The organism is Massilia sp. CFBP9012, from assembly GCF_034045115.1.
In the GTDB taxonomy this organism is placed as follows: Bacteria; Pseudomonadota; Gammaproteobacteria; order Burkholderiales; family Burkholderiaceae_D; genus Telluria.
In genome coordinates this window covers 186,702-210,139 of the sequence record NZ_JAXCWM010000007.1, presented here as the reverse complement: position 1 = coordinate 210,139, position 23,438 = coordinate 186,702, and the positions used below count along the sequence as shown (strand labels likewise).

At 65.4% G+C, this 23,438-nt stretch carries 29 protein-coding genes; 28 read left to right on the top strand and 1 reads right to left on the bottom strand.

Features of this window, described 5'->3' with window-relative positions; genetic code table 11:
* Positions 1–8 precede the first annotated feature (8 nt).
* Entirely contained in the window at positions 9–1,514 is a 1,506-nt protein-coding gene (pdxR, locus tag SOM61_RS13565; RefSeq protein ID WP_320474578.1) for a MocR-like pyridoxine biosynthesis transcription factor PdxR, read from the bottom strand.
* A 100-nt stretch (positions 1,515–1,614) separates the two neighbouring features.
* Here pdxR and SOM61_RS13560 point away from each other — a divergent pair, with 100 nt between their 5' ends.
* The 28 genes from SOM61_RS13560 (at position 1,615) to SOM61_RS13425 (ending at position 23,402) form a co-directional block, all read left to right on the top strand.
* Complete coding sequence (locus SOM61_RS13560) at positions 1,615–2,823, top strand: NAD(P)/FAD-dependent oxidoreductase (RefSeq protein WP_320474577.1); 1,209 nt, start codon at positions 1,615–1,617, stop codon at positions 2,821–2,823.
* A gap of 11 nt (positions 2,824–2,834) precedes the next feature.
* The gene (locus tag SOM61_RS13555) at positions 2,835–3,902 is read left to right on the top strand and encodes a hypothetical protein (protein WP_320474576.1); all 1,068 of its coding nucleotides are present in this window, start codon (positions 2,835–2,837) and stop codon (positions 3,900–3,902) included.
* Positions 3,903–3,927: 25 nt separating this feature from the next.
* The gene (locus SOM61_RS13550; protein WP_320474575.1) at positions 3,928–4,545 is read left to right on the top strand and encodes an FMN-dependent NADH-azoreductase; all 618 of its coding nucleotides are present in this window, start codon (positions 3,928–3,930) and stop codon (positions 4,543–4,545) included.
* A gap of 372 nt (positions 4,546–4,917) precedes the next feature.
* Positions 4,918–5,721 carry an ABC transporter ATP-binding protein gene (locus tag SOM61_RS13545; RefSeq protein ID WP_320474574.1) on the top strand — a complete coding sequence of 268 codons (804 nt, stop codon included), beginning with the start codon at positions 4,918–4,920 and terminating at the stop codon, positions 5,719–5,721.
* Positions 5,718–6,500, top strand: coding sequence for a lipid asymmetry maintenance ABC transporter permease subunit MlaE (gene mlaE, locus SOM61_RS13540; protein ID WP_123070207.1), 783 nt, complete (start codon positions 5,718–5,720; stop codon positions 6,498–6,500). The genes SOM61_RS13545 and mlaE overlap by 4 nt, the downstream gene beginning before the upstream one ends.
* Before the next feature lie 41 nt (positions 6,501–6,541).
* Complete coding sequence (mlaD, locus tag SOM61_RS13535; RefSeq protein ID WP_123070208.1) at positions 6,542–7,015, top strand: outer membrane lipid asymmetry maintenance protein MlaD; 474 nt, start codon at positions 6,542–6,544, stop codon at positions 7,013–7,015.
* On the top strand, positions 7,012–7,734 hold the full coding sequence (locus SOM61_RS13530; protein ID WP_320474573.1) for an MlaA family lipoprotein: 723 nt from the start codon (positions 7,012–7,014) through the stop codon (positions 7,732–7,734). The genes mlaD and SOM61_RS13530 overlap by 4 nt, the downstream gene beginning before the upstream one ends.
* A gap of 54 nt (positions 7,735–7,788) precedes the next feature.
* A complete protein-coding gene (locus SOM61_RS13525) occupies positions 7,789–8,436 on the top strand; it encodes an MlaC/ttg2D family ABC transporter substrate-binding protein (RefSeq protein WP_123070210.1) in 648 nt (215 codons plus the stop codon).
* A gap of 9 nt (positions 8,437–8,445) precedes the next feature.
* Positions 8,446–8,721: an STAS domain-containing protein gene (locus SOM61_RS13520; RefSeq protein WP_123070211.1), complete on the top strand. Its 276-nt coding sequence runs from the start codon at positions 8,446–8,448 to the stop codon at positions 8,719–8,721.
* Between the two features lie 194 nt (positions 8,722–8,915).
* On the top strand, positions 8,916–9,833 hold the full coding sequence (locus SOM61_RS13515; RefSeq protein ID WP_320474572.1) for an ABC transporter ATP-binding protein: 918 nt from the start codon (positions 8,916–8,918) through the stop codon (positions 9,831–9,833).
* Positions 9,833–10,594: an ABC transporter permease gene (locus SOM61_RS13510; protein WP_109345838.1), complete on the top strand. Its 762-nt coding sequence runs from the start codon at positions 9,833–9,835 to the stop codon at positions 10,592–10,594. Before SOM61_RS13515 ends, SOM61_RS13510 begins: the two co-directional genes overlap by 1 nt.
* 26 nt (positions 10,595–10,620) lie before the next feature.
* Positions 10,621–10,857, top strand: a complete 237-nt coding sequence (locus SOM61_RS13505; RefSeq protein WP_109345839.1) for a BolA family protein — start codon at positions 10,621–10,623, stop codon at positions 10,855–10,857.
* 2 nt (positions 10,858–10,859) lie between these two features.
* A complete protein-coding gene (gene murA, locus SOM61_RS13500; protein WP_320474571.1) occupies positions 10,860–12,110 on the top strand; it encodes a UDP-N-acetylglucosamine 1-carboxyvinyltransferase in 1,251 nt (416 codons plus the stop codon).
* Positions 12,111–12,130: 20 nt separating this feature from the next.
* Positions 12,131–12,805, top strand: coding sequence for an ATP phosphoribosyltransferase (gene hisG / locus SOM61_RS13495; RefSeq protein ID WP_320474570.1), 675 nt, complete (start codon positions 12,131–12,133; stop codon positions 12,803–12,805).
* 9 nt (positions 12,806–12,814) lie between these two features.
* Positions 12,815–14,152, top strand: a complete 1,338-nt coding sequence (hisD, locus tag SOM61_RS13490) for a histidinol dehydrogenase (RefSeq protein WP_320474569.1) — start codon at positions 12,815–12,817, stop codon at positions 14,150–14,152.
* The gene (locus tag SOM61_RS13485) at positions 14,149–14,988 is read left to right on the top strand and encodes a DNA-methyltransferase (RefSeq protein ID WP_320474568.1); all 840 of its coding nucleotides are present in this window, start codon (positions 14,149–14,151) and stop codon (positions 14,986–14,988) included. The genes hisD and SOM61_RS13485 overlap by 4 nt, the downstream gene beginning before the upstream one ends.
* Positions 14,985–16,088 (top strand): histidinol-phosphate transaminase, encoded by a 1,104-nt coding sequence (gene hisC, locus SOM61_RS13480; protein ID WP_320474567.1) that lies wholly within the window; start codon positions 14,985–14,987, stop codon positions 16,086–16,088. Before SOM61_RS13485 ends, hisC begins: the two co-directional genes overlap by 4 nt.
* Positions 16,089–16,164: 76 nt before the next feature.
* Positions 16,165–16,755 (top strand): imidazoleglycerol-phosphate dehydratase HisB, encoded by a 591-nt coding sequence (hisB, locus tag SOM61_RS13475; protein ID WP_109345845.1) that lies wholly within the window; start codon positions 16,165–16,167, stop codon positions 16,753–16,755.
* Positions 16,756–16,757: 2 nt separating this feature from the next.
* On the top strand, positions 16,758–17,399 hold the full coding sequence (hisH, locus tag SOM61_RS13470; protein ID WP_320474566.1) for an imidazole glycerol phosphate synthase subunit HisH: 642 nt from the start codon (positions 16,758–16,760) through the stop codon (positions 17,397–17,399).
* A 43-nt stretch (positions 17,400–17,442) separates the two neighbouring features.
* On the top strand, positions 17,443–18,219 hold the full coding sequence (gene hisA, locus SOM61_RS13465; RefSeq protein ID WP_320474565.1) for a 1-(5-phosphoribosyl)-5-[(5-phosphoribosylamino)methylideneamino]imidazole-4-carboxamide isomerase: 777 nt from the start codon (positions 17,443–17,445) through the stop codon (positions 18,217–18,219).
* 133 nt (positions 18,220–18,352) lie between these two features.
* Entirely contained in the window at positions 18,353–19,114 is a 762-nt protein-coding gene (gene hisF / locus SOM61_RS13460; protein WP_320474564.1) for an imidazole glycerol phosphate synthase subunit HisF, read from the top strand.
* A gap of 9 nt (positions 19,115–19,123) precedes the next feature.
* Entirely contained in the window at positions 19,124–19,537 is a 414-nt protein-coding gene (gene hisI / locus SOM61_RS13455) for a phosphoribosyl-AMP cyclohydrolase (protein ID WP_314436239.1), read from the top strand.
* Entirely contained in the window at positions 19,534–19,872 is a 339-nt protein-coding gene (locus SOM61_RS13450; RefSeq protein WP_320474563.1) for a phosphoribosyl-ATP diphosphatase, read from the top strand. Before hisI ends, SOM61_RS13450 begins: the two co-directional genes overlap by 4 nt.
* Positions 19,873–20,037: 165 nt before the next feature.
* The gene (locus tag SOM61_RS13445) at positions 20,038–20,412 is read left to right on the top strand and encodes a histidine triad nucleotide-binding protein (RefSeq protein WP_320474562.1); all 375 of its coding nucleotides are present in this window, start codon (positions 20,038–20,040) and stop codon (positions 20,410–20,412) included.
* A 105-nt stretch (positions 20,413–20,517) separates the two neighbouring features.
* The gene (gene tatA / locus SOM61_RS13440; RefSeq protein ID WP_320474561.1) at positions 20,518–20,763 is read left to right on the top strand and encodes a Sec-independent protein translocase subunit TatA; all 246 of its coding nucleotides are present in this window, start codon (positions 20,518–20,520) and stop codon (positions 20,761–20,763) included.
* Between the two features lie 12 nt (positions 20,764–20,775).
* Positions 20,776–21,297: a Sec-independent protein translocase protein TatB gene (tatB, locus tag SOM61_RS13435; protein ID WP_320474560.1), complete on the top strand. Its 522-nt coding sequence runs from the start codon at positions 20,776–20,778 to the stop codon at positions 21,295–21,297.
* Positions 21,298–22,053, top strand: coding sequence for a twin-arginine translocase subunit TatC (gene tatC / locus SOM61_RS13430; RefSeq protein WP_320474559.1), 756 nt, complete (start codon positions 21,298–21,300; stop codon positions 22,051–22,053).
* 287 nt (positions 22,054–22,340) lie between these two features.
* Positions 22,341–23,402, top strand: coding sequence for a methyl-accepting chemotaxis protein (locus SOM61_RS13425; protein WP_320474558.1), 1,062 nt, complete (start codon positions 22,341–22,343; stop codon positions 23,400–23,402).
* Positions 23,403–23,438 lie beyond the last annotated feature (36 nt).

Genomic DNA, 23,438 nt, shown 5'->3' with positions numbered 1-23,438 from the left:
ATGAGACCTCAGTGGCGGCCGCGCAAGGCGGCCGCCACCGCCTTCGCTCCCGCATCGATCTGCGCCTCATCGAAGGCGGCGAAGCCCATCACCAGCGATGGCGGCAGCTGCGCCTGCGCGCAATAGGGCCCGAGCGGAAACGCCGTCAAACCGGCCGCGTTCAGGCGCTGCCAGGCGTCGCGCTCTTCATGCGCCAGCAGCCGCGTCACCACGTCCAGCCCCGCCGTGACCGGCGGCACCGCGATCAATCCCTGCCAATGCGCGTGCGCCGCTGCTTCGAAGGCCGCGGCGCGACCGGCATACACGCGCCGCATGCGCCGCACGTGGCGGTCGAAGTGGCCATCGTCGATGAAGTCGGCCAGCACCGCCTGCGAGAGGGCGTTGGCATTGCGCGCGGCCAGCGAGGCGGCGCGGACGAACGGGTCGACCAGCTGCCAGGGCAGGGCGACGAAGGCCAGCCGGATCGCCGGGAACAGCAGCTTGCTGAAGGTGCCGGCCAGGACCACGTGCGACTCGGCCCCTTCCATGCTGCGCAGCGCCGGGACGGGCTTGGCGGCGAAGCGGTATTCGCTGTCGTAGTCGTCCTCGAACACGATGGCGCCGCGCTCGCGCGCCCACTGCAGCAGCGCCAGCCGGCGTTCCGGCGACAGCGCCATGCCCAGCGGCGCCTGGCGCGCCGGCGTCACATAGGCCAGGCGCGCATCCGACGCCGCCGCCAATGCCTCGTGCACCCGTATGCCGTCCTCGTCGACGGCGACGTCGACCACTCGCGCGCCGTGTGCGTGCATGGCCTGGCGCGCGCCGGGATAGCCGGGATCTTCCATCCATACCGCGTCGCCCGGCGCGACCAGCAGCCGCAGGCAGATGTCGAGCGCCTGCTGCACGCTGCCCAGGATCACGATCTGGTCGGGCGACACCGCCACCCCGCGCGCCAGGTCCAGGTGGCGCGCGATCGCGGCGCGCAGCGGCGCCATGCCAGCGGCTTCGGTCTCGGACAGGACCGCCAGTTTCGAGGGCCGCAGATGGCGCCCGTGCAGGCGCCGCCACAAGTCGATGGGGAAGCCGCGCACGTCGCAGCGGTGCGGGTGGAAGGCGGGCGGCAGGCCGCTGCCGGGACGTAGCGGGAAGGCGGGGGCCTGGTCGCCGACGTTGCGCAGCCAGGGGCCGTCAGGCTGGAAGCGGGAAGGTTCTTCGAGCACGCGCACCGGGGCCGGCCCGGCCTGCAGGCTGGCGTCCGGCAGCACCCGGCTGACCCGGGTGCCGCTGCCGCGCAGCGCCTGCAGATAGCCCTCGGACAGCAGCTGGTCATAGGCCAGCTGCACGGTGCCGCGCGCCATCGCGTATTGCTGTGCCAGTGCGCGCGTGCCGGGCAACAGGGCGCCTTCCCCGAGACGGCCGTCGAGAATCGCCTGGCGCAGGCTGCGGTACAGCCAGCGCTGCAGCGTCTCGCCGGGCGCCGGTGCGCCGAGTGCCAGCGCGCGGCGGCTCGATCGTGTGGCGGGTGCCTCTGTCATGAGAAGTGGATCAATCGTTTGTGAGAGGACTGGATCAATACATGAGGCCAGTCTACCCCCAGAATCCATGCATCGACAACCCACCTCCAAGGAGACCATCATGATCCAGAACGTCATCATCGCCGGCAACGGCTTCGCCGGCCTGTGGGCCGCCATTGCCGCCGCGCGCGCCGCCCACGTGGCCGGCAAGTCGGACGAGCTGGCCATCACGGTGGTGTCGCCAGTCGCCGAGCTGCACATCCGTCCGCGCCTGTACGAGGCCTCGCTGGACAATATGGCGCCCGAACTGGGCCCGCTGTTCACCGCCGTCGGCGTGCGCCACGTGGCCGGCCGCATCGAGAAAATCGATGCCCAGGCGCGCCAGGTCGCGGTGACGCTCAACGACGGCAGCCACACCACCTTGCCCTACGACCGCTTCGTGCTGGCCACTGGCAGCCAGGTGGTGACGCCGAACGTGCCGGGCCTGGCCGAGTATGGCTTCAACGTCGACCAGCTGCAACAGGCCGAAAGGCTGGAGCGCCACCTGCAAGGCCTGGCCACCCAGCCGCAAAGTGAGGCGCGCGACACGGTGGTGGTGGTCGGCGCCGGCTTCACCGGCCTTGAGACCGCCACCGAGATGCCGGAGCGCCTGCGCGCCATCCTGGGCCAGGAAGCCAAGGTGCGTGTGCTGATGCTGGAACACGCGCCGGTGGTCGGCCCGGAACTGGGCGCCGGCCCGCGTCCGGTGATCGAGGAAGCGCTGCGCGAAGTCGGCGTCGAGGCCATCACCTCGGCCGGCGTGGCCGCGATCGGCGCCGGCGGCGTGGTCACCTCGGATGGCCGCAGCTTCCCCGCCGCCACCGTGATCTGGACCGCCGGCATGCGCGCCAATCCGCTGGCCGAACAGGTCGGCGGCGAAGTCGACCGCTTCGGCCGCGTCCACGCCGACCCCTATCTGCGGGCGCCGGGCGCGGACGGCGTCTACGTCACCGGCGACGTGGCGCGCGCCGCCACCGACGACGAAGGCAATGTGGCCGCGATGTCGTGCCAGCATGCGCTCAGCCTGGGCCGGGTGGCCGGCTACAACGCGGTGGCCGAACTGGTGGGATTGCCGCTGCACGCCTACAGCCAGCCGAAATACGTGACCTGCCTCGACCTCGGGCCGTGGGGCGCCTTGTACACGGAGGGCTGGGATCGCCAGGTCAGGCTGACGCGCGAGGAAGGCAAGGCGCAGAAGCGCATCATCAACACCCAGTGGATCTATCCGCCGGCACCGGACCGCGACGCCGCCTTCGCGCTGGCGCGTCCCGACCACGTCATCGTTCCCTGAAGGAGAGCACCATGACCGGCATCGACCTGTCCCGTCGCGGCGCCATCCCGACGTCGACCACCCTGCAGGCGCACTGGTTCGCGGCGCCGCTGGCAGCCAGCGTCTATCCCTGGCTGCTGGCCCTGTACCATGCCGCGGCCAGGGAGGTCGAGCGCGGCGCCGGCCCCGCGGCCTGGATCGGCGCCGGCCTGGCCCTGGCGGCGGCGCTGGCGATGCCGGCGGTCGCCTTCGGCGCCGCGCTGCGCCTCGGCCGTATCGGGGAGCCCAGCGCGGCCGAACTGGCGGCGCGCCGCACGGCGCTGCTGGCGGTGGCGGTGCCGCCGATGTTTACGCTCACCGGCGTGGCGGCGCTGCTGCTTGGTCACCCGGGCTGGGACATCGGCTTCCTGCTGCTGGTGTGGGCCGCGCTGGCGCTGCGCATCGCGACCGCGGACCGCACGCCGCGGCGCCGGGCGGCGTCCGACGCGGGTGGGGCCAGCGGCAGCTGGCGCAAGGCCCACGGCGTCGGCGCCGTGCTGGCCCTCCTGTTCCTGGCCTTCCACTTCAGTAACCACCTGGTCGGCCTGGTGGGGCCGGACGCCCATATGGCGGTGATGAAAGTGCTGCGCGTCGTGTACCGCTCGCCCGTGATCGAGCCGCTCCTGATCGGCGTGTTCGCCTTCATGATCCTGACCGGCCTGCGCCTGGCCTGGCGCTGGAGCGCACGGCCGATGGATGCGGCACGCATCCTCCAGGTGGCCGGCGGCGTATTTCTGGTGTGGGCCGTGATCAGCCACGTGAACGCGGTGCTGTACCTGGCGCGCGTGCACTTCGGGATCGACACCGACTGGGGTTTTGCGGTCGGCGCCCCGGTCGGCATGCTGCTCGACCCGTGGAACATCCGCCTGCTGCCGTATTACCTGGGCGCGGTATTCTTCGTGGTGGCGCACGCCTTCTGCGGCCTGCGCATCGTGATGCTGGCGCACCATGCGCCGCGCGCCAGCGCCGACCGCGTGCTGGCGGGCGGCATCGTGTTCGCCGCGCTGCTGGCCACCACCATCATCCTTGCGATGTGCGGCCTGCGCCTGGACTTCGCCTGACGTTTCAACCTTATCTGGAGACCGCATGAACATCCTGCATATCAGCGCCAGCCCGCGCGGCCCGCAAGCGGCCAGCCGCGAACTGTCCAACCATGTCGTCGAACGGCTGCTGGCGCACCATCCCGGGGCCTCGGTCACGATGCGCGAACTGGCCGGCGTGGACGACGAAACGGCGCTGCCCCACATCGACGCCGGCTATGCGCTGGCCCTGTCGAGCGCCGCCAACGAGCCGGGCGTCGACGGCGCGCAGCTGCGCTCCGACGGCCTGATCGAGGAGCTGGTGCGCGCCGACATCGTGGTGATCGGCACCCCGATGCACAACCTCACCGTGCCCTCGACCCTCAAATCCTGGATCGACCACGTGGTGCGCATCAACCGCACCATGCGTCCGACGCCCGAAGGGAAGGTGGGCAACCTGTCCGACCGCCCGGTCTACCTGGCGCTGGCCAGCGGGGGCATCCGCACCGGCGAACGGGCGCGCCAGCCGGACTTCCTCGAGCCCTACCTGCGCGCCATCCTGGCCATGATCGGCCTGAAGGACGTGACGGTGTTTTCGGCCGAGGGACTGGCGCTGGGCGCGGAGCGGGCGGCCGAGGGACGCGCGCGCGCCTGGACTGCGGTGGAGCGCCATTTCGGCGGCTGATCGGGGGCTCGATGTTGCGTTGACAAAATGGCGACAGAGTATTGCATATTCTGTCACTTGCTATTTCGTCAAATCGTCCCCAAATCATGGTGCGGCGCAAAAACACGACTTACCGGGCCAGTAATTAGGAGGAGCTTAAACCGGCTCCTTCGGGCGTTTTTTGGATGCAGCTTATTGATACAATTCAATAATACTAATATTGTGAAACATACATATACCAACAAAAACAAGGGCTTATGAGCGGAATTAGCTGACTCATTAGTTATTAGTGTTGTAATAGTACGTCGCCGCCTGGGGGTAAAATCGGGTCCCCCAAGCAGGTAAATAGCTTTCTGCACTACAATACCGGATTCCCTAAACATTAATTATGCTGTGTCGAACCTAGTCGAAATCCGCGATCTGCATTTTGCTTACGGTGAGCGTTCCATCCTGTCGAATCTCCGTATGGACTTCCCACGCGGCAAGCTCATTGCCGTCATGGGCGGGTCGGGTTGCGGCAAGACCACGGTGCTGCGCCTGATCGGCGGCCAGATCCGTCCCCAGCGCGGCGAAGTGCGCATCGGCGGTGAAGTCGTGCACCAGCTCGATACCGAGGGCCTGTACCGCCTGCGCCGTCGCATGGGCATGCTGTTCCAGTTCGGCGCGTTGTTTACCGACCTGTCGGTATTCGACAATGTCGCCTTCCCGCTGCGCGAGCACACCGACCTGCCCGAAGAACTCATCCGCGACCTGGTCCTGATGAAACTCAACGCCGTCGGCCTGCGCAATGCGCACCGCCTGAAGCCGGCCGAGATCTCGGGCGGCATGGCGCGCCGCGTGGCCGTGGCGCGCGCGGTGGCGCTGGACCCTGAACTGATCATGTACGACGAGCCGTTCGCCGGCCTCGATCCGATCTCGATGGGCGTGACCGCCAACCTGATCCGCAACCTCAACGACGCGCTGGGCTCGACCTCGATCCTCGTCTCGCACGACGTGCACGAGTGCTTCGCGATCGCCGACTACGTGTACTTCATGTCCGCCGGCAAGATCGTGGCCGAGGGCACGCCGGACGACCTGCGCGTTTCGGAAGACCCCTACGTGAAACAATTCGTCAATGCCGCCCCGGACGGTCCGGTGCCGTTCCACTATCCCGGCAAGTCGCTGGCCGACGACCTGGGCCTGGGAGTGCGCAAATGATCGCCCGCGTCCTCGGCCTGGTCGGCTGCACCGTGCGCGAAGGCTTCGCCGGCCTCGGCTTTGCAGTGCGCTCTTTCTTTAGTGTATTGAAGGTATCGCCGGGCGCTTTCCGCCGCCCCGGATTGATTTCTGAGCAGATCCATTTTATTGGCAACTACTCGCTGGTGATCATCGCCGTGTCCGGCCTGTTCGTCGGCATGGTGCTGGGCCTGCAGGGTTATTACACGCTGAACCAGTATGGCGCCGAGCAGATGCTGGGCCAGGTGGTGGCGCTGGCGCTGGTGCGCGAACTGGGCCCGGTCGTGACCGCGCTGCTGTTCGCCGGCCGCGCCGGCACCTCGCTGACCGCCCAGATCGGCCTCATGAAGGCCGGTGAACAGCTGTCGGCCATGGAAATGATGGCCATCAACCCGGTGCAGCGCGTACTGGCGCCGCGCTTCTGGGCCGGCGTGATCGCCATGCCGGTGCTGGCCACCGTGTTTTCGGCGGTGGGCGTGCTCGGTGGCTACATCGTCGGCGTGAAACTGATCGGTGTGGATGAGGGTTCGTTCTGGGCGCAGATGCAAGCCGGCGTCGATGTGCGAGCTGACGTACTGAACGGCGTCATCAAAAGCTTTATATTTGGCATCGCAGTGACCTTTACCGCCCTGTTCCAGGGCTACCAGGCCCAGCCGACGCCAGAAGACGTGTCGCGCGCAACGACGCGCACGGTCGTGATTGCATCGCTGTTGGTCTGGGGGCTGAATTTCGTCATGACGGCCCTGATGTTCAATAAATAAGTTTAATAAACGGTTAAAACGGTTACTGTAGGGTATTCAAAATGCATCGCAAAACTATCGACGTCTGGGTCGGCCTGTTCGTTCTGCTGGGCCTGGCCGCGCTGCTGTTCCTGGCTTTCCAGGCAGGAAACATGAGGTCTCTGTCGTTCGGCCAGACGTATTCGGTCACGGGCCGTTTCGACAATATCGGCGGGCTCAAGCCGCAGGCGCCGGTCAAGAGCGCCGGCGTGGTGGTCGGTCGCGTGGGTGAGATCACCTTCGACGACAAGAGCTTCCAGGCATCGGTGCGCCTCGATATGGAGTCTGAATATAAATTCCCTAAAGACAGCTCGCTGAAGATTTTGACGGCTGGCTTGTTGGGTGAACAATACATCGGCATCGAAGCCGGTGGCGATGAACAAAACCTGGCGGAGGGCGATCGCATCAATCGCACCCAGTCGGCGACGGTCCTGGAAGACTTGATTAATCAATTTATCTACAGCAAGGCTGCAGAAGGAAAGGAAGGTAGTGAATGAACTACGCCGTCACGCTCTCGCACTTGCGCCTCGGCGCCGCCGCTGCCGCCATCCTGGTCCTGACCGGATGTGCTTCCACCGCGAATAATCCCCAGGATCCGCTGGAAGGCTATAACCGCGCCATGTTCACCTTCAACGATGCGGTCGACCGCACCGTCCTGAAACCGGTGGCCACCGGCTACAAGAACGTCGTGCCGGGCTTTGCCCAGACCGGCGTTGGCAATTTCTTCGGCAACCTGTCGGATGCCTGGAGCTCGGTCAACAACCTGCTGCAGGGTAAACCCGAGCAGGCCGGCACCGATTTCGGCCGCGTTGCGCTGAACTCGACCTTCGGCATCTTCGGCCTGCTCGACATCGCTTCCGAAGCGGGCATGCAAAAGAGCGACGAAGATTTCGGCCAGACCCTGGGCAAATGGGGCGTGCCAAGCGGCCCCTACTTGATTTTGCCACTGCTGGGCCCATCTACCGTACGTGATACCGCGGCCTTGCCGGCCGATATCGGCGGTGACATCTGGAAGTACAAGGAGCCGGCCAACTGGCGCAATATCGGCGCCGGCATCCGCGTGATCGATACCCGCGCCAGCCTGCTCGACGCGTCCGGCCTGCTCGAAGACGCCGCCCTCGACCGTTACGAGTTCCTGCGCGACGGCTATCTGCAGCGCCGCCAGAGCCAGGTGTACGACGGCGACGTGCCGCGCCAGAGCGCCGACGAGCAGTAACAACAAGATCAATCGTGCGTGCGGCTGTCGCCGCCGCCAATCGAAAGGAAATCTATGAAGCCATTCATGCACCTGGTCGCCGCCGCCGCCACCGTGGCCTTCTCCACCGTCCTGGTCGCCGCCCCGGTGGCCGCCGCCGAAGCGCCGGACGCGCTCGTCAAGCGCATCAGCAATGAAGTGATCGACAGCGTCAAGGCCGACAAGGACATCCAGTCCGGCAACCGCAGCAAGATCATGGGCCTGGTCAACGAAAAAATCCTGCCCTACGTCGACGCCGAGAAGATGACCCAGCAGGCGGCCGGCCGCCACTGGCGCACGGCCACCCCGGAACAGAAGCAGAAGCTGACCAAGGAGTTCCGCGACCTGCTGGTGTACACCTACGCCGGCGCGCTGTCGACCATCAAGAACGAGACCGTCGAGTTCAAGCCGATGCGCGGCGCGCCGACCGACACCGACGTCGAAGTGCGCTCGCAGGTGAACGTCGCCCGTGGCGAACCGATCACCCTGAACTACCGCCTGAGCAACGAAAAGGGCAGCTGGAAGATCTATGACGTGAACGTGCTGGGCGCCTGGCTGGTCCAGACCTATACCAGCACCTTCAACAGCGAGATCAGCAAGAACGGCGTCGATGGCCTGATCAAGCGCCTGGCCGACCGCAACGCCCAGCTGGCCTCCAAGCCGCTGGCCGCGCCGGCGAAGTGATCCGTCAACATGGCTGAATCCAACCCGATGCTGTCGATCGACGCCCTGACCTTCCTGACCGCCCACCAGGCGCTGGAGCAGGGCGAGGCGGCGATCCGCGCCGGCGAGACCGTGTTCGATCTCGGCGGCGTGCAGGCGGCCGATTCGTCCGGCGTGGCCCTGCTGTTGGCCTGGCAGCGCCGCGCGCTCGATGCCGGCCACCGGCTCACCTTCGTGAACGTGCCGGACAATGTGCAAAAGCTGGCGGCCCTGTACGGGGTCGATACGCTGCTGCCGCAAGCCTGACGACATCGGCGGCCATTGGCCGCCGATTGTTTTTTTGCCTGTCGTTTCGCCTACCCCCTGCGCACCCCGTGCAAATACCCCCTTTGGCCGCTTGACGTGGCGATTTCACCTATAATGGACCGTTTCACCGCACGGTTCCCACGGTGCGCGTCGGGTCCCATCCCATTTTGCGCGCGCCGCGCCATCCAACAAGCATGACAGCAATCCAGATTGACAGCGTCGAGAAGAGCTATAAAGGCTTCAAGGCCCTGAAGGGCGTCTCCTTGGACATCGAGGAAGGCGAATTCTTCGGCCTCCTGGGCCCGAACGGCGCCGGCAAGACCACCCTGATTTCCACCATCGCGGGCCTGATCCGGCCCGATGCCGGCCACGTGCGCATCCATGGCCACGACGTCGTCTCCGATTTCCGCGAAGCACGCAAGCGCCTGGGCGTGGTGCCGCAGGAGCTGGTGTTCGATCCCTTCTTCACGGTGCGCGAAACCTTGCGCCTGCAGTCGGGCTACTTCGGCATCCGCAACAACGATGGCTGGATCGACGAGGTGATGCACAACCTGGACCTGACCGACAAGGCCGACGTGAACATGCGCGCGCTGTCGGGCGGCATGAAGCGGCGCGTGCTGGTGGCGCAAGCCCTGGTGCACCGTCCGCCCGTGATCGTGCTCGACGAGCCGACCGCCGGCGTCGACGTCGAGCTGCGCCAGACCTTGTGGAAGTTCATCGCACGCCTGAACCGCGAGGGCGGCCACACCGTGGTGCTGACCACCCACTACCTCGAGGAAGCGCAAGCCATGTGCCAGCGCGTGGCCATGCTCCGGCGCGGCAATGTGGTGGCGCTGGACACCATGAGCGCGCTGCTGCGCCGCGTGTCGGGCTCGCAGCTGGTGGTGCACCTGAAGTCGGGGAATCTGCCCGAAGGCCTGCGCCATCTGGTGTCGCACGATGAGCACGGCAACGGCAGTGGCGACAAGTACACGCTGCGCGTGAACGAGGTCAGCGAGGTCGAGCCGATCCTGGCGCGCCTGCGCGAGAACGGCGCCGTCATCGACGAGATGCAGCTGGAGCAGGCCGATCTCGAGGATATCTTCATCCAGATCATGGAGGAAGGTAAGTAATGTTCTCGATCGGTTTCCGTACCCTGTTCTACAAGGAGTCGCTGCGCTTCTGGAAGGTCGCGACCCAGACCGTGGCCGCCCCGGTGGTCACCGCCATGCTTTACCTGCTGATCTTCGGCCACGTGCTCGACGGCCGGGTCGAGATGCTCGACGGCGTCGCCTACACCTCGTTCCTGATTCCCGGCCTGGTGATGATGAGCGTGCTGCAGAACGCTTTCGCCAACTCGTCCTCGTCGCTGATCCAGTCCAAGATCAGCGGCAACCTGGTCTTCATCCTGCTGCCGCCGCTGTCGCACGCCGAGATCCTGTCGGCCTACGTGCTGGCCTCGGTATTGCGCGGCCTCGTGGTCGGCGCCGGCGTGTTCATCGTCACCGCCTGGTTCGCCCACCTGGAGTTCGTGGCGCCGGTGTGGATCGTGGTGTTCGCCCTGCTGGGCGCGGCCATCCTCGGCACCATGGGCACGATCGCCGGGATCTGGGCCGAGAAGTTCGACCAGCTGGCGGCTTTCCAGAACTTCTTGATCATGCCGGCGACCTTCCTGGCCGGTGTGTTCTATTCCGTCCAAAAACTGCCGCCTTTCTGGCTGGCCGTCTCGCATTTCAACCCGTTCTTTTATATGATTGACGGGTTCCGCTATGGGTTCTTCGGCCAGTCCGACGTTTCGCCCTGGATCAGCCTGGCCGTCGTGACCGTGTTTTTCGCGGTGCTGACGGGCGTGGCGATCAATCTGCTCAAGCGCGGCTACAATCTGCGCCATTAATAGTACAAAGTTTAACTGGAGTTAACGTGGCGACCACACCCGAACTGATCCACGGCTATATCAGCGCCGGCCTCGAATGCACCCACCTCGACGTGAAGGGCGATGGCCATCACTTCGAGGCCGTGATCGTATCGCCTGCCTTTGCCGGCAAGCGTCCCATCCAGCGTCACCAGATCGTGTACGCCGCGCTGGGCGACCGCATGCGCGAGGAAATCCACGCGCTGTCGATGAAAACCCTGACCCCTGAAGAATTCAAAGGATAAGCATGGACAAGCTCCAGATCGTCGGCGGCAAACGCCTGCAAGGTGATATCTCGGTCTCCGGCGCCAAGAATGCGGCGCTGCCCATCCTGTGCGCGGGCCTCCTGACCGCCGGCGACCTGCATCTGTCGAACGTGCCGCGCCTGCACGACGTGCGCACCATGCTCAAGCTCCTGGAAAAGACCGGCCTGAAGGTCGTGCAGGACGATGAGAAGGTCACGATGAACGGCAGCGCCATCGACACGCTCGAGGCGCCGTACGAGCTGGTGAAAACCATGCGCGCCTCGATCCTGGTGCTGGGCCCCCTGCTGGCGCGCTTCGGCGAAGCCAAGGTCTCGCTGCCGGGCGGCTGCGCGATCGGCTCGCGTCCGGTCGACCAGCACATCAAGGGCCTGCGCGCGATGGGCGCCGAGATCACGATCGAGGGCGGCTACATCTACGCGAAAGCCAAGAAGCTCAAGGGCGCGCGCATCCACACCGACATGATCACCGTGACCGGCACCGAGAACCTGCTGATGGCCGCCACCCTGGCCATCGGTGAGACCGTGCTCGAGAACGCCGCGCGCGAACCGGAAGTGACCGACCTGGCCAACCTGCTGGTGGCCATGGGCGCGAAGATCGACGGCATCGGCACCGACCGCCTGGTGATCCAGGGCGTCGCTGAACTGCACGGCGCGCAGCATGCCGTGATCTCGGACCGGATCGAGGCCGCTACTTTTCTCTGCGCAGTGGCGGCCACCGGCGGCGACATCGTGCTGACCAACACCCGCACCGACATCTTCGACGTCGCGCTCGAGAAGCTGCGCGAGATCGGCCTGCAGCTGACCGTGGGTAGCGACACCATCCGCGCGAAGATGGACGGCCGTCCGCGTCCGGTCTCGTTCCGCACCACCGAGTATCCGGGCTTCCCGACCGATATGCAGGCCCAGTTCATGGCCGTGAACACGATCGCCGACGGCCCGTCGAAAGTCACCGAGACGATCTTCGAGAACCGCTTCATGCACGTGCAGGAGATGAACCGCCTGGGCGCGCACATTTCGACCGAGGGCAATACCGCCTTCATCAAGGGTGTTGCGCGCCTGGTCGGCGCGCCGGTGATGGCGACCGACCTGCGCGCTTCGGCCTCGCTGGTGATCGCCGGCATGGCGGCCGAAGGCACGACCCTGATCGACCGCATCTACCACCTCGATCGCGGCTACGACCGGATGGAAGTGAAACTGTCGGCGGTCGGCGCCGATATCGTACGTATCAAGTAAGCGAAAAGTAAGCGAATCACATGACATTCAATGGCGTAAATGGCGAGCCCCAACTGATCCTGGCGCTCTCCAAGGGCCGGATCTTCGAAGACACCCTGCCGCTGCTGTCGGCGGCAGGGATCGAGGTGCTGGAAAACCCCGAGACTTCGCGTAAACTCATCCTCTCGACCAACGACCCGGGCGTGCGGGTGCTGATCGTGCGCGCCTCCGACGTGCCGACCTATGTCCAGCATGGCGCGGCCGATTTCGGCGTGGCCGGCAAGGACGTGCTGCTCGAGCATGGCGGCGAGGGGCTGTACCAGCCGATCGACCTGCGCATCGCCCAGTGCCGCATGTCGGTCGCGGTCAATGCCGGCTTCGACTACGACAAGGCCGTGCGCCAGGGCGCGCGCCTGCGGGTGGCGACCAAGTTCGTCAACACCGCGCGCGAGCACTTCGCCAGCAAGGGTGTGCACGTCGACCTGATCAAGCTGTATGGCTCGATGGAACTGGCCCCGCTGGTCGGCCTGTCGGACGCCATCGTCGACGTGGTCTCGACCGGAGGCACCCTGCGCGCCAACAACCTGGTCGAAGTCGAAAAGATCATGGACATCTCATCGCGCCTGGTGGTGAACCAGGCTGCGCTCAAGCTCAAGCGCGAGCGCCTGCAACCGATTCTCGAGGCGTTTGAACGCGCCTCCCAACGACAAGGCTGAAGCACAATCATGGCAGTACAGATCCGCAAGCTCGATTCCACCGCGCCCGACTTCAAGACGACCCTCGATGCCCTGCTGGCATTTGAAGCGGAAACCGATGACGCCATCGAGACCGCGGTCGCGCATATCCTGCGCGACGTGAAGGCGCGCGGCGATGCGGCTGTGCTGGAGTACACGAACAAATTCGACCGCATCCCGAACGGCGGCGCGACCTCGATGGCGGCTTTCGACATCGGTCAGGCCGAGCTGGAGCAAGCCCTGGCGGCGCTGCCCGAAGCCCAGCGCGCGGCCTTGCAGGTCGCCGCGGATCGCGTGCGCGTATTCCACGAGCGCCAGAAAGACGCCTCGACCGGCTTCACCTTCACCGAGCCCGATGGCACGGTGCTGGGCCAGCGCGTGACGCCGCTGGACCGGGTCGGCATCTACGTCCCGGGCGGCAAGGCGGCCTACCCGTCGTCGGTGCTGATGAACGCGATCCCGGCCCACGTCGCCGGTGTCAAAGAGATCATCATGGTCGTCCCGACCCCGGACGGCGTGAAGAACCAGATGGTGCTGGCCGCCGCCGCGATCGCCGGCGTGACCCGCGTGATCACCATCGGCGGCGCGCAGGCCGTCGGCGCGCTGGCCTATGGCACCGAGACGATCCGGCCGGTCGACAAGATCGTCGGCCCCGGCAACGCCTATGTCGCCGCCGCCAAGCGTCGCGTGTTCGGCACGGTCGGCATCGACATGATCGCCGGCCCGTCCGAGATCCTGGTGCTGTGCGACGGCACCACCGACCCGGACTGGGTGGCGATGGACCTGTTCTCGCAGGCCGAGCACGACGAACTGGCCCAGGCCATCCTGCTGTGCCCCGACGCCGACTACATCGCGAAAGTGGAGCAAAGCATCCACAAGCTGCTGCCGTCGATGCCGCGTCAGGCCACCATCACCACGTCGCTGACCGACCGTGGCGCCTTGATCCTCGTGCGCGACATGGATGAAGCCTGCGAGATCGCATCGTCCATCGCCGCCGAACACCTCGAGATTTCGGCGGTCGAGCCGATGCAGTGGGCCGATAAGATCCGCCACGCCGGCGCCATGTTCCTGGGACGCTTTTCGTCCGAATCGCTGGGCGACTACTGCTGCGGCCCCAACCACGTGCTGCCGACCTCGCGCACGGCGCGCTTCTCGTCGCCGCTGGGCGTGTACGACTTCCAGAAACGCTCGTCGATCATCCAGGTCAGCGAAGCGGGCGCCCAGACGCTGGGCAAGGTCGCGGCCACGCTAGCCTACGGCGAAGGGCTGCAGGCGCACGCGCGCAGCGCCGAGCTCCGTTTGAACCCAGTGCCGCCGCAGGCATCATGACGTCCTGGGTCAACCAGGTATTCTGCGAGGATGCGCTGGCCGGCCTGGCGCGCATCCCGGACGGGTCCATCGACCTGATCCTGACCGACCCGCCCTACAACCTGGGCAAGGACTACGGCAACGCGTCGGACCAGCAAAGCGTCGAGGCCTATCTCGCCTGGACCGAGCAGTGGATCGACGCGGTCGTCCCCAAGCTGAAACCCAACGGCAGCCTGTACATCTTCCTCACCTGGCGCTTCGCGCCCGAGATCTTCGTGATGCTGAAAAAACGCATGACGATGATGAACGAGATCATCTGGGACCGCCGCGTGCCGTCGATGGGCGGCAGCGTGCGCAGCTTCTCGTCGGTGCACGACACCATCGGCTTCTTCGCCAACCGCAAGGACTACTATTTCGACCTGGACGCGGTGCGCATCCCGTATGACGCCGAGACCAAGAAGGCGCGTTCGCGCTCGATCTTCGTCGGCGCCAAGTGGCTCGAAGTCGGCTACAACCCGAAGGACGTGTGGAGCGTGTCGCGCCTGCACCGCGAACATCCGGAGCGCGCCGACCATCCGACCCAGAAGCCGCTCGAGATCATCGAGCGCATGGTCAAGGCCTCCTGCCCGCCGGGCGGCGTCGTGCTCGACCCCTTCATGGGCAGCGGCACCACCGCCATCGCCGCCAGGCGCCTGGGCCGCCAGTACACCGGCTTCGAACTGAACCCCGACTACTGCGCCATCATCGCCGAACGCCTGGCCGCGCCGGAGGTGCCGGTCACCGGGGCGAAGGCAAAAAAACTGCGCAAGGCGGCCAAGGCCGTTACGGCCGCCAACCTCACGGAAGAAACATCATGACCGACATCGCCAAACTGATCGAGAACACCATCCGCGCCGACGTGCGCGCCGTGGGCAGCTATCACGTGCCGGACTCGATCGGCTACGTCAAGCTCGACTCGATGGAAAACCCGTACCAGCTGCCGGACGCGTTGCGCGCCGAACTGGGCACGCGCCTGGCCGAGGCGGCGCTGAACCGCTATCCGGTGCCGTCCTACCGCACGCTGAAAGACCGGATCTGCAGCAAGCTGGGCGTCCCGGAAGGCTACGATGTCTTGCTCGGCAACGGCTCGGACGAGCTGATCACGATCCTGGCGACGACCATCGCGCGCCAGGATCGCGAGGCCGGCAGCCGCCGCGCCGTGGTGATGGCCCCGGTGCCTGCCTTCGTGATGTTCTCGCGCTCGGCCCAGTTCGCGGGCGCGGATTTCGTCGGCGTGCCGATCAAGTCCGACTTCTCGCTCGACCTGCCAGCCATGCTGGCGGCGATTGCCGAGCACAAGCCGTCGCTGGTGTTCCTGGCGTATCCGAACAACCCGACCGGCAACCTGTACGATGCCGGCGACATGGTCGCGATCATCGAGGCCGTGGGCGAGCACGGCATCGTGGTGGTCGACGAGGCGTATCAACCGTTCGCCCGGGTCAGCTTCATGGAGCGCCTGCCGCAATACCCGAACCTGGTCGTGATGCGCACCCTGTCCAAGCTGGGCCTGGCCGGCATCCGCCTCGGCTATATGTCGGCCGCGGCGCCGCTGCTGGCAGAGTTCGAGAAGGTGCGTCCGCCGTACAACGTCAATGTGCTCACGCAAGTGGCGGCCGAGTTCGCGCTCGACCACCTGGACGTGCTGGACCGCCAGGCTGGCCTGCTCAACGAGGAACGCACCCGCCTGGCCGCCGCATTGACGGCCTTGCCGGGCGTGGAAGTGTTCCCGTCGGCCGCCAATTTCATCTCGCTGCGCGTGCCCGATGCCGAGCGCGCCTGCGCGATTCTCCATGGCGAGAAGGTCTTGATCAAAAATTTGAGTAAAATGCATAAATTGCTGGCCAACTGCATCCGCGTGACGGTCAGCACCCCCGAAGAGAACGACCAGTTCCTGGCAGCCCTGAAGACGTCGCTGTAATCCAGCGCCCCTGACGGACACCATTTAATCCAGCCGGCTTTCCCCAGCGAAAGACCGGCCACGAATGCCCTGAGCAATGACCCGCACCGCCGACATCACGCGCAATACCAACGAGACGCAGATCCGCGTCTCGATCAACCTCGACGGCACCGGCCGCCAGAAGCTCAATACCGGGGTCCCCTTCCTCGACCATATGCTCGACCAGATCGCGCGCCATGGCATGTTCGACCTCGAGGTCGAGGCCGTGGGCGACCTGCATATCGACGCCCACCACACGGTGGAAGACGTCGGCATCACGCTGGGCATGGCCGTGGCCAAGGCAATCGGCGACAAGAAGGGCATCGTGCGCTACGGCCATTCGTATGTGCCGCTGGACGAGGCGCTGTCGCGCGTGGTGATCGATTTCTCGGGCCGTCCCGGCCTGGAATTGCATGTGCCATGGACGCGCGCCATGATCGGCGCCTTCGACGTCGACCTGACGGGCGAATTCTTCCGCGGCTTCGTGAACCACGCGGCCGTCACCCTGCACATCGACAACCTGCGCGGTGTGAACGCCCACCACCAGTGCGAGACCGTGTTCAAGGCCTTCGGCCGCGCGCTGCGCATGGCCACCGAGCTGGACCCGCGTGCGGCCGGCATCATCCCGTCGACCAAGGGCAGCCTGTAATCATGGCCAACAAGATCGTCGTCGTCGATGGACTCGGTAATTTGCGCTCGGTGGCGCAGGCGCTGCGCGCCGCCGCGCCCGACGCCGACGTCCTCATTTCCAGCTCGGCCGCGGATATCGACCGCGCCGACCGCATCGTGCTGCCGGGCCAGGGCGCCATGCGCGACTGCATGAGCAGCCTGCGCGAATCCGGTCTCGAAGACGCGCTGCTGCGCGCCGCCAAAACCCGTCCGATCATGGGCGTGTGCGTGGGCGAGCAGATGCTGTTCGAGGAGAGCGAAGAGAACGAAGGCACTCCCGGCCTGGGCCTGTTGCCCGGCAAGGTGGTGCGGTTCCAGCTGGACGGCAAACTGCAGGCCGACGGCTCGCGCTTCAAGGTCCCGCAGATGGGCTGGAACCGGGTGCGCCAGGCGCGCCCCCACCCGCTGTGGGAAGGCGTCGAGGACGGCAGCTATTTCTACTTCGTGCATAGTTACTATGCGGCGCCGGGGAACGCCGACGACGTGATCGGCGAGACCGATTACGGCAGCCCGTTCTGCTGCGCCGTCGGCCGCGATAATATCGTCGCCACCCAGTTCCACCCCGAAAAGAGCGCCGCCGCCGGGCTGCGCCTGTACCGCAATTTCATCCACTGGAATCCTTGATTCCGCGTCTCCGATTTAATCCGTCAACCAACCGACAACGACCATGCTGCTGATCCCCGCCATCGACCTGAAAGACGGTCACTGCGTTCGCCTGAAACAAGGCGATATGGACCTCGCCACCGTGTTTTCCGAAGATCCCGCCGACATGGCGCTGCATTGGCTCAAGAAGGGCGCGCGGCGCCTGCACCTGGTCGACCTGAACGGCGCATTCGCGGGCAAACCGAAGAACGAGAGCGCCATCAAATCGATCCTGCAGGTAGTGCAGGAATACGCCGAAGACAACGGCCTGGACGAGATCCCGGTCCAGCTGGGAGGCGGCATCCGCGACCTCGACACCATCGAGCGCTACCTGGACGACGGCATCAGCTACATCATCGTCGGCACCGCCGCGGTCAAGAATCCGGGCTTCCTGCACGACGCCTGCGGCGCGTTCCCGGGCCACATCATCGTCGGCCTGGACGCCAAGGACGGCAAGGTCGCGACCGACGGCTGGAGCAAGATGTCGGGCCACGAAGTCATCGACCTGGCCAAGAAGTTCGAAGGCTATGGCGTCGAATCGATCATCTACACGGACATCGGCCGCGACGGCATGATGGCCGGCGTGAACATCGAGGCGACCGTCAAGCTGGCGCGCGCGGTGAAGATCCCCGTGATCGCCTCGGGCGGCGTGCACGTGCTGGCCGACGTCGAAGCGCTGTGCGCGGTGCAGGACGAAGGCATCGAAGGCGTGATCTGCGGCCGCTCGATCTACGAAGGCACGCTCGACCTGGCCTCGGCCCAGGACCGCGCCGATGAACTGACGGAAGGGGCGCAGACCTGAATACGTCGTTCCCGCGCAGGCGGGAACCCAAGGTTGCATGCTCAGTGGTACTGAATGCATTTCCACTATGCGTAAAACTTGGGTCCCCGCCTTCGCGGGGATGACGGTTTTTGGGTTAACGCAGAGAACGACTATGCTAGCCAAACGCATCATCCCTTGCCTCGACGTCACCGGTGGCCGCGTGGTCAAGGGCGTCAACTTCACCGAGCTGCGCGATGCCGGCGACCCGGTCGAGATCGCGCGCCGCTACGACGGGCAGGGCGCCGACGAGATCACCTTCCTCGACATCACCGCCTCGAGCGACAATCGCGACCTGATCCTGCCGATCATCGAAGCCGTCGCCTCGACCGTGTTCATCCCGCTCACCGTCGGTGGCGGCGTGCGCAAGGTCGAGGACGTGCGGCGCCTGCTCAATGCCGGCGCCGACAAGGTCAGCATGAACACCTCGGCCGTCACCAATCCGCAACTGGTGTTCGACGCCGCCAACAAGCACGGCTCGCAGTGCATCGTGGTGGCGATCGACGCCAAGCAAACCGGTCCCGGTAAATGGGAAGTCTTCACCCATGGCGGCCGCAATGCCACCGGTCTCGACGCGGTGGAATGGGCGCGCAAGATGGAGAGCCTCGGTGCCGGTGAGTTGCTGCTCACTTCGATGGACCGCGACGGCACCAAGATCGGCTTCGACCTGGGCCTGACCCGCGCCGTCTCGGACGCCGTGGGCATCCCCGTGATCGCTTCCGGCGGCGTCGGCGGCCTGAAGGACCTGGCCGACGGCGTGCTCGAAGGGCATGCCGATGCGGTGCTGGCCGCCAGCATCTTCCACTACGGGCAGCACACGGTCGGCGAGGCCAAGCGCTTCATGTTTGACCGCGGCATCCCGATGCGCCTCGATTAAGGACGCCACATGCCTACCAATGCCAAATGGCTCAACAAGGTGCGCTGGGACGAGCACGGCCTGGTGCCGGTGATCGCCCAGGAAGCGGCGACCGGCGACATACTGATGTTCGCCTGGATGAACCGCGAAGCGCTCACGCGCACCGTCGAGACGGGCGAAGCCGTGTACTGGAGCCGTTCGCGCAAGAAGCTGTGGCACAAGGGCGAAGAGTCCGGCCACATCCAGAAGGTGAGCGAGATCCGCCTCGATTGCGACGAAGACGTGGTCCTGCTCAAGATCGAGCAGGTGGGCGGCATCGCCTGCCATACCGGCCGCCATTCCTGCTTCTTCCAGAAGTACGATAATGGCGACTGGCACAGCGTCGAACCGGTGCTTCAGGATCCCGACACCATTTATTCCCCGGACAAGAAGAAGACCCCATGAGCGTTACCCTGGCCCGTGTCGCGGCCGTGATCGAATCGCGCAAGCCCGAACATGGCGGCGACCCTGCGACCTCGTATGTCGCCAAGCTGTTCGCCAAGGGCGACGACGCCATCCTCAAGAAGATCGGCGAGGAAGCCACCGAGCTGGTGATGGCCGCCAAGGATGCGCGCGTGGCGAACGATCCATCGAAGGTGCTGTATGAATGCGCCGACCTGTGGTTCCATTCGATGGTGTTGCTGGCCAAGTTCGACCTCACCCCACAACAGGTGCTGGACGAGCTGGCGCGGCGCGAAGGCGTGTCCGGTATTGCCGAAAAAGCTGCACGCAAGGAATAATATTCCGGATGCGCTGCAAGTGAGCACCTGCTCACTGTGCGTCGCGCCCCTTCCGGTGTCATAATCGGTTTCTTGCCGTCATAGCGATGTCACGTGGCGCTGATACGATGCCTCGGCTTCATGGGTCGGTAAGTCCTTGAAAAGTTGTAATAATCTGGAGACAAGATGGATAACTGCATTTTTTGCAAGATCGTCGCCAAGCAGATTCCGGCCGCCGTCGTCTATGAAGACGAGGACGTGCTGGCATTCAAGGACATCAACCCGGCGGCGCCGGTGCACCTGCTGGTGATTCCGAAGCAGCACGTGTCCACCTTGTCCGACTGCACCGAGGAACACACGTCGGTGCTGGGCAAGATGCTGGCGCTGGCGCCGAAGCTTGCAAAAGAGAATGGTATTGACGTCAAGACCGGCGCCGACGGCAAGCAGAACGGCGGCTTCAAGACGCTGATCAATACCGGTCCGGATGGCGGGCAGGAGGTATATCACCTGCACCTGCATATGTACGGCGGTCCGCGTCCGTGGCGCGGACTGGGCCTATAAGCCAGGACTAAGTTTCAGGGGGGCAGAGTGCCCCCGCATCGCGTATACTGAGGTAGACGCTTTCACCGATTTTTTCAGGCGCATGCGCCTTGCTAGGAGAACAACATGGGTGGTTTGAGTATTTGGCACTGGGTCATCGTGCTGGTGGTCGTGATGCTGATCTTTGGCACCAAGAAGATCGGCAATATGGGTTCCGACCTGGGCAAGGCCGTCAAGGGCTTCAAGGACGGCGTGAAGGGCGACGAAGAAAAAGCTGCAGAAGCGAATCCGGCGGCGCCAGCCCAGCCGGCCCAGCAGGTGGCCGACAAGTCGACCATCGACGTGGAAGCCCGCGACAAGACCCGCCTGTAAGCCGCGAGTTCCATGATCGATCTTGGACTGTCGAAAATCGCGATCATCGGCGTGGTCGCCCTGATCGTGATCGGCCCTGAAAAGCTGCCCAAGGTGGCGCGCATGGCCGGGACGCTGTATGGCCGCGCCCAGCGTTACCTGCACGACGTGAAGTCCGAGGTCAGCCGCGAGATCGAGCTCGACGAGCTGCGCAACCTGCACAAGGAAGTGCAGGAGAAGGCGCAATCGTTCAAGAGCGAGGTCGAATCGGCCACCAGCGATTTCGAGTCGTCCGTCACCAGCCACGTCGACGAAGTCGAAGCCTTGTGGGATGGCCGCGCGTCTCACGACGCCGGCAACACGATCGCGCCGACCGTGGCCGACATCGACCGCAAGGCCAAGGACTTCCGCCGCAAGAAGCTGGTGCGTACCTCGAGCGTCCCGGCCTGGTACAAGAACCGCCATGGCACCAAGCGCCATGTGATGTCGGGCGCCGCCCGGGTGCGCAAGTTCCGCCCCGGCAGCGCCAGCAAATCCAATTCTTCCTTCTTCTAAATGACAGAGCAAGCCGCCGGCGAAGACACCTTCATCTCGCACCTGGTCGAGCTGCGTGACCGCCTGGTCAAGGCCTCGATCGGGATCGCGATCGTATGCGCCGTGCTGATGGCGTGGCCGGGGCCGTCGCATATCTACGACCTGATCGCCGCGCCGATGATCGCCTCGATGCCGCCCGGCTCGACCATGATCGCCACCGGCGTCATCTCGCCGTTCCTGGTGCCGATGAAGGTCACCCTGCTGCTGTCCTTCATCCTGGCGCTGCCCTGGGTGTTCTACCAGGCCTGGGCCTTCATCGCGCCCGGCCTGTACGCCCACGAAAAGCGCCTGGTGCTGCCGCTGGTGATCTCGTCCTCGATGCTGTTCATCGCCGGCGTGGCGTTCTGCTACTTCTTCGTGTTCGGCCGCGTGTTCCACTTCATCGGCGAATTCGCGCCGACCTCGATCGCGGTCATGCCCGATATCGAGAACTACCTCGATTTCGTGATGTCGATGTGCCTGGCCTTCGGCGCCTCGTTCGAGGTGCCGGTGGTGGTCGTGATCCTGGTGCGCATGGGCGTGGTCAGCCTCGAGAAGCTGCGCGCGATCCGTTCCTACGTGATCGTCGGCGCCTTCGTGATCGCCGCCATCGTCACCCCGCCGGACGTGGTCAGCCAGCTGGCCCTGGCCATCCCGATGTGCCTGCTCTATGAGCTGGGCCTGCTGGTGGCGCCGATGTTCGCGCGCGCCACCCGCGCGCCGGAAGAAACCGCCTGAACCTTCTTCCACTTCCACGCCGGCGCCCGCCGGCGTAGCAAGATTTCAACTTTTTCTTGATTTAAATTTCAAAATATCAAGAAAATAAGCGTGAATCGTTGCCGTACGACAACGAATTGAAAATATATCTAAGTAGGAATTGTCCTACGGAAATAGTACGTTCCATAATTGTTCGCATGTGAATGTTCACGAAAGCGTCCCTTTCGTCTTCCGCCATGCGACTGCCTTTCCGTCTTCCCCCCGCGCCGAGTATCACCCCCCACCGGTACAGGCTGGCCCTGGCCGGCATGCTCGTGCTCGCCGCCCTGCCGCTGCTGGATGGGGTGGCGCTCCTCGACGCCCTGTCGTTCTGCGGCCTGGCCCTGCTGGCCGGCGCCGCCCTGTGGTGCGCGCCCGCGGCGCCGGCGTCCGCGCCCGAGGCCGGGATCGCCAGTGCGGATGACGATGGCATGGCCCCGCTGGTGGCCGAGGTGGCGCCGGTCTGGGGCCGTCACGTGCGCAGCGTCAAGGACCAGAGCGAGACCGCGATCGCCCAGCTGCTGGGCGGCTTCAGCGCGCTGCTGCAGCACTTCGAACAGGCCGGCTTTTCCGGCATCCGCAGCGGCCAGGAAGCGGCCGGCAGCGGCAGCGCCCAGCGCCTGGCGACCTGCGAACAGAAGCTCGACCCGGTCATGTCCTGGCTCGAGCAGATGGTCGACAGCAAGACCGAACTCCTGACCCACGTCCGCACCCTGTCGGAAGCGACGTCCGAACTCAAGTCCCTGGCCGGCGAAGTCGGCAAGATCGCGGCCCAGACCAATCTGCTCGCCATCAACGCCGCCATCGAGGCCGCGCGCGCAGGCGAAATGGGGCGCGGCTTCGGCGTCATCGCCGCCGAGGTGCGCAAGCTGTCGAACGTGTCGGCCGACATCGGCACGCGCATCACCAAGGGCATGGACCGCATGTCGGCCACCATGACGCTGACCCTGGCGTCGGCCGCCGACGCCGACGAGAACGACCGCCGCACCATCGGCGCCTCGCGCGGCGTGGTCGAGGAAGTGCTGGGCCATGTGCGCGGCCTGGGCCAGGACGCCGACACCATGCGTGCGCAGGGCAGCGCGATCCGCGGCGAAGTCGAGCAGATGATCGTCGCGCTGCAGTTCCAGGACCGGATTCGCCAGATCCTGGAAGTGGTCGACGCCGACATCGCCAGGCTGGCGCGGCTGGCGGCCGACGCATCGGCGCCGCTGCCCGCGGCCGAGACCTGGCTCCTCGAGCTGAGCGGCAAATACACGATGGCCGACGAGCACGTCAGCCACGCCCCGGCCGCCAGGCGCGCCGACGCCGACGACGAAGTGACGTTCTTCTGAGCGGCGTTCCCCGATTTCATCCCCTAGCAAAGTGAG